The following is a 4584-nucleotide window of genomic DNA, read 5'->3' as shown; positions in this document are numbered from 1 at the left end:
GCCCGGCCCTGGTCGCCGACGGGCGCGCGGCCGGGCTCTGGGGCGGCGGAATCGGCTGGCCGGGCTTCATGGCGGTGGCGGCGCTGCCCGGCGGGGCCCGCTTCGTCGGACCGGCGCCGGAGGCGATCGACCGGGCGCTCGCCGCCAGCCCGTCGCTCCGCCGCATGACCGTGCCGGCCGGCAGCTTCCGCGGCCAGGACGCGGCGATCGACACCGTCGGATCGTGGAGCCTCGTCCTCGCGCGGCCCGGCCTCGACCCGGAGGCGGCCCACCGGCTGGTGGCGGCAATCGACCGGGCGGGCGCGGACTTGGCCCGGCGCCTGCCGCAGGGCCGCGACAGCGATCCCCGGAACCTCTCCGGCGCGGTGCCGGCCGAAAACCTCAACCCGGGGACGGCGCGCTACCTGCGCGAGGTCGGCGCGGCACGCTGACCGTCCGATCTCGAGCAGGCTCTCGGCTTCGGGAGGGGCATCGTCTCGACGCACGCCGTCAGTCACCGCGCGTGAAGATGTTCCGGCCGTCGTCATTCTGGGGCTGCGAAGTGGAGCCCGGAATCCAGAGCCTACGACGAAACCAGGTCCGACACCGCCGGCGGTCCCGGAATGACGGTGCTGGAGGAGGTGGCCTCAGGCCGAGCCGGCGCGGGCGCTGCCGAACATGACGCCCGACGCGAGAATTCGCCCGCATGCGCCGTTCGCGCGCTTGTGAACCGCTCGGGCGCGGGGTTAGGAAATCTTGCTGAACGAACCGTAAAGACGGCCCGCCCCCGCGGCGGCTCCGTCAGGCGCCGTTCAGCCAACCCCTGGCATAAGCCCCATCGCGCCAAGCGTTTGGGAGCCCGGAGTTCGGGACGTCCCACTTGACCGTCCGCACGATCGGACGGGGCGCGACGGAATGAGGAGGCCGGGCCGCAACCGCGGACCGGTTCGGGGAAGAAGCGCGCGGGACCCGGGCAACACGGGGCGTGCAGAGGTCGGTTCGGAGCTGACATGTCGCTGTTTCGTCTCTACGCGCGCGTCCTGAGCCTTCTGGGCCACGACAAGCGGCTCGCCGTCGGCCTCGGCTTCGCCAACGTGGCTCTGGCGGTGGCGGCGTTCGCCGAGCCGCTGATCATGGGCCGCATCATCGACGGGCTCACCCACCTCAAGCGCGGCGGCAACGGCCTGCAGACCATGCTGCCGCTGATCGGCGCGTGGGTGGCGTTCGGCTTCTTCACCATCGCGGCGGGCGTCGCCATCGCGCTCCACGCCGACCGGCTGGCCCACCGCAACCGCCTCTCGACGATGGCGAACTACTTCGAGCACGTCCTCGACCTGCCGCTCGCCTTCCACTCGGCCAACCATTCCGGCCGCGTGCTGAAGGCGATGCTGGAAGGCACAAACGGCATGTCGACCCTGTGGCTCGGCTTCTTCCGCGACCACTTCGCGGCCCTGGTCTCGCTGGGCGTGCTGCTGCCGATGACGCTGTTCGTGAACTGGCAGCTCGGCTCGATCCTGCTCGTGCTGGTGCTGGTGTTCACCGCGCTGACCACCTTCGTCATGCGCCGCACCGAGACCCTGCAGGGCGAGGTCGAGTTCTACAATTCGGGCCTCGCCGCGCACGCCTCCGACGCGCTCGGCAACGTCGCCGTGATCCAGTCCTTCACCCGTGCCAAAGCCGAGAAGGACGCGATGCGCGACATCATCGGCAACCTGCTCGCCGCGCAGATCCCGGTCCTGTCCTGGTGGGCGCTGGCCAACGTCGCGACCCGCGCCTCGGCCACCATCACCATGACCGCGGTGTTCGTCACCGGCATCATGCTCTACCAGGCCGGCTCGACCACCGTCGGCGAGGTCGTGGCCTTCATGAGCCTCGCCACCGCCTTGGTGACCCGCCTCGACCACGTGGTCGGCTTCGTCAACGGCCTGTTCCAGCAGGCCCCGAAGATCGCCGAGTTCTTCACCATCTTCGATACGGTGCCGGCCGTCCGCGACCGCGCGCACGCGGTCCAGGTCGCCCGCTTCGAGGGCGAGGTCGAGTTCGACGCCGTCGGCTTCTCTTACGACGGCCGCCGCAAGGCGCTCGACGGGGTGTCGTTCTCGGCGCGCGCCGGCGAGACCGTGGCGCTCGTCGGCACCACCGGCTCGGGCAAGTCGACCACGCTCGGCCTGCTCCACCGCAGCTTCGACCCTGGCGCCGGCGCGATCCGCATCGACGGGATGGACATCCGCGACGTCGGCGTCTCGTCGCTGCGCCACAACATCGGCGTGGTGTTCCAGGAGCCGATGCTGTTCGCCCGCTCGATCCGCGAGAACCTCCAGGTCGGCCGCCCGGACGCCACCGACGCCGAGATGCTCGACGCGCTGGAGCGCGCCCAAGCCTCCGCCTTCATGGCGCGCCAGCCCGACGGCCTCGACACGGTGATCGGCGAGCGCGGTCGCTCGCTCTCGGGCGGCGAGCGCCAGCGGCTCTCGATCGCCCGGGCGATCCTGAAGAACCCGCCGATCCTGATCCTCGACGAGGCGACGAGCGCGCTGGACGCCGCCACCGAACGCCGCCTGCAGGGCGCGCTGGAAGCCGTGATGGAGGGCCGCACCACCTTCGTCATCGCCCACCGCCTCGCGACGATCCGCAACGCCGACCGCATCCTGGTCTTCCACGAGGGCCGCATCGTCGAGAGCGGCACCTTCGACGGCTTGGTGGCCCAGAACGGCCGCTTCGCCGAACTCGCCCGGGCGCAGTTCATGGCGGTCGAGGCCGACGAGGAAGAGGCGGTGCTGGCGCTGGCGGCGTGAACGAGGACCGTTACGCGGATGCGGGGCCGGGCCGAAAGGTCCGGCTTCGTGCGTTCCGAGGACTGCCGGCCACTCCTCTTCTGCAAGACGGCATGTGATTCCGACACCTCTCGTTTTCAGCTTCCCCATCCTCCCCGTCCTCCCGGGGCGCCGAAGGCGAGCCCGGGATCCAGAACCGGAGGTCATGCTCCAGTCTGCGCCGTCGGCGGCTCTGGATCCCGGGTTCTGCTGCGCAACCCCGGGATGACGGCGCGGGTGCGGTTCGCTTCGACGAGCGTTGGGAATTCAGCAGGCTCGCGGTGGAGGGGAGTGGCGCGGACCATCGCCGCGACAGGTCCTGATCGGCTGACGCCCAAAGAAAAACGGCCCGCCGCCCGTTTCGGGCAGGCTGGCCGGATGAGGTTTCGGATCACATGGAGTCTCGTGGCAAACAGCCCGGATCGGACTCGGTTCCCGGCAAAGCGTTCCGGTCCTTAGGGGAGCGCTTGGCGCGCCAGCATCCGGGCCCGGAGCCGGGCGCGCCGGGCCGCGATCACCGTGCCGTTGATCTCGCCGCCGAACAGGAACATCGCCGCGAGCCAGTAGAGGAACACCAGGAACACCATCGCGGTGGCCAGGCCCCCGTAGGTGGAGGCGTAGGCGGTCGAGAAGCGGTCGAGATAGTACCCGAAGCCGAGGCCGGCGAAGAACCACAGCAGCAGCGTCACCCCGATGCCCGGCAGCACCGCCAGGAACGAGCGCCGGCCGGCGGCGACGAACTTGTGGGCGATGATCAGCACCATAGCCAGCAGCAGCGCCGTGATGCCGATGCGCGCAATCGCCACGGTGAGGCCGAGGGGCTCCAGCCCCGGCGCGACCAGGACGACGTTGCGCCAGATCAGAGGCCCCAGCACCACCAGCAGCGCGAAGGCCAGCATCGCGAAGGCGCCGCAGACGACGTAGCCGATCGATTCGAGGCGCGTCAGCCACCACGGTCGCATCTCGCGCAGGCCGTAGGCGCGGTTCAGACCCACCCGCAGGCTCTCGACGCCCGAGGACGAGAAGTACAGCGCCAGCACCGCGCCCACCGTCAGCACCCCGCCGCGCTGCTCGGTGAGCACCCGGTGCACCTCGCCGACGATCGGCTTGGCGACCTCCCGGGGCCAGGCGTCGAAGATCAGTACGCCGGCCTCGTCCGCCAGGGACTTGGTGCCGAGCAGGCCCGCGAGCGCCGCGAGCAGGATCAGGAACGGGAACAGTGAGGTCAGGATCGACAGGGCGATGTGGCTCGCGATCGCCCAGCCGTCATGGGACACGAAGCGCTGCGCGGCGATGCCCGCGACCTCGAGGGCGGTGCGGAGGGGCTTCATGCCGGCATCCCCCCTCCCCGCGTGCGAGGCAAAGGGATGTGCGGCGATCCTTCCGTCAAAGCGTTTGTCACGTGCGGCGATGCTACCCGATGGAGGATGCGTTTTCCGGATACGTGATCGCCCGCCCGCCTCCGTCAACGCGTGGAGAGGCGGGCGGGGGCGTTCGGTGCCGGGGTGAAGCCTTCGGGCAACGGCAGGCGGCCCCCTGTCCCGCAATCGGGGGCGCGAGGCGGCTTTTTCGGTTGTCACCGCGGGCGCCGCGTGCTGCCTGCGCGGCATCATGCCAGCCCTCCTCGCAAACGTCCTGATCCCAGGCCTGTTCGTCCTGATCTGGGCGACCGGCTTCATCGCGGCCCGGTTCGTCGCGCCCCACGCCCAGCCGCTGCCCTTCGTGGCGTTGCGGGTCATGGGTGTGGCCCTGGTGCTCGCCGCCATCGCGCTGGCCCTGCGCGCCCGCTGGC

Annotated in this window: 3 protein-coding genes and 1 pseudogene; 3 read left to right on the top strand and 1 reads right to left on the bottom strand. The window is 70.7% G+C overall.

Features of this window, described 5'->3' with window-relative positions; all coding sequences use genetic code 11:
* The coding region (locus tag FV222_RS17940) for a TAXI family TRAP transporter solute-binding subunit (protein WP_281406892.1) at positions 1-431 on the top strand (431 nt) is incomplete at its 5' end.
* Between the two features lie 558 nt (positions 432-989).
* Positions 990-2774 (top strand): glucan ABC transporter ATP-binding protein/ permease, encoded by a 1785-nt coding sequence (locus FV222_RS17935; protein WP_147761675.1) that lies wholly within the window; start codon positions 990-992, stop codon positions 2772-2774.
* 473 nt (positions 2775-3247) lie between these two features.
* Here FV222_RS17935 and FV222_RS17930 read toward each other — a convergent pair whose 3' ends face one another.
* Positions 3248-4123: a YihY/virulence factor BrkB family protein gene (locus FV222_RS17930; RefSeq protein WP_147761674.1), complete on the bottom strand. Its 876-nt coding sequence runs from the start codon at positions 4121-4123 to the stop codon at positions 3248-3250.
* Positions 4124-4403: 280 nt separating this feature from the next.
* Here FV222_RS17930 and FV222_RS17925 point away from each other — a divergent pair.
* Positions 4404-4584: pseudogene (locus tag FV222_RS17925) on the top strand (EamA/RhaT family transporter); the annotation flags it as partial.

This window comes from Methylobacterium sp. WL103, from assembly GCF_008039885.1.
Classification (GTDB): domain Bacteria; phylum Pseudomonadota; class Alphaproteobacteria; order Rhizobiales; family Beijerinckiaceae; genus Methylobacterium; species Methylobacterium cerastii.
Note: the sequence above shows the minus strand (reverse complement) of the source record. Positions and strands in the feature narration are given on the sequence as shown.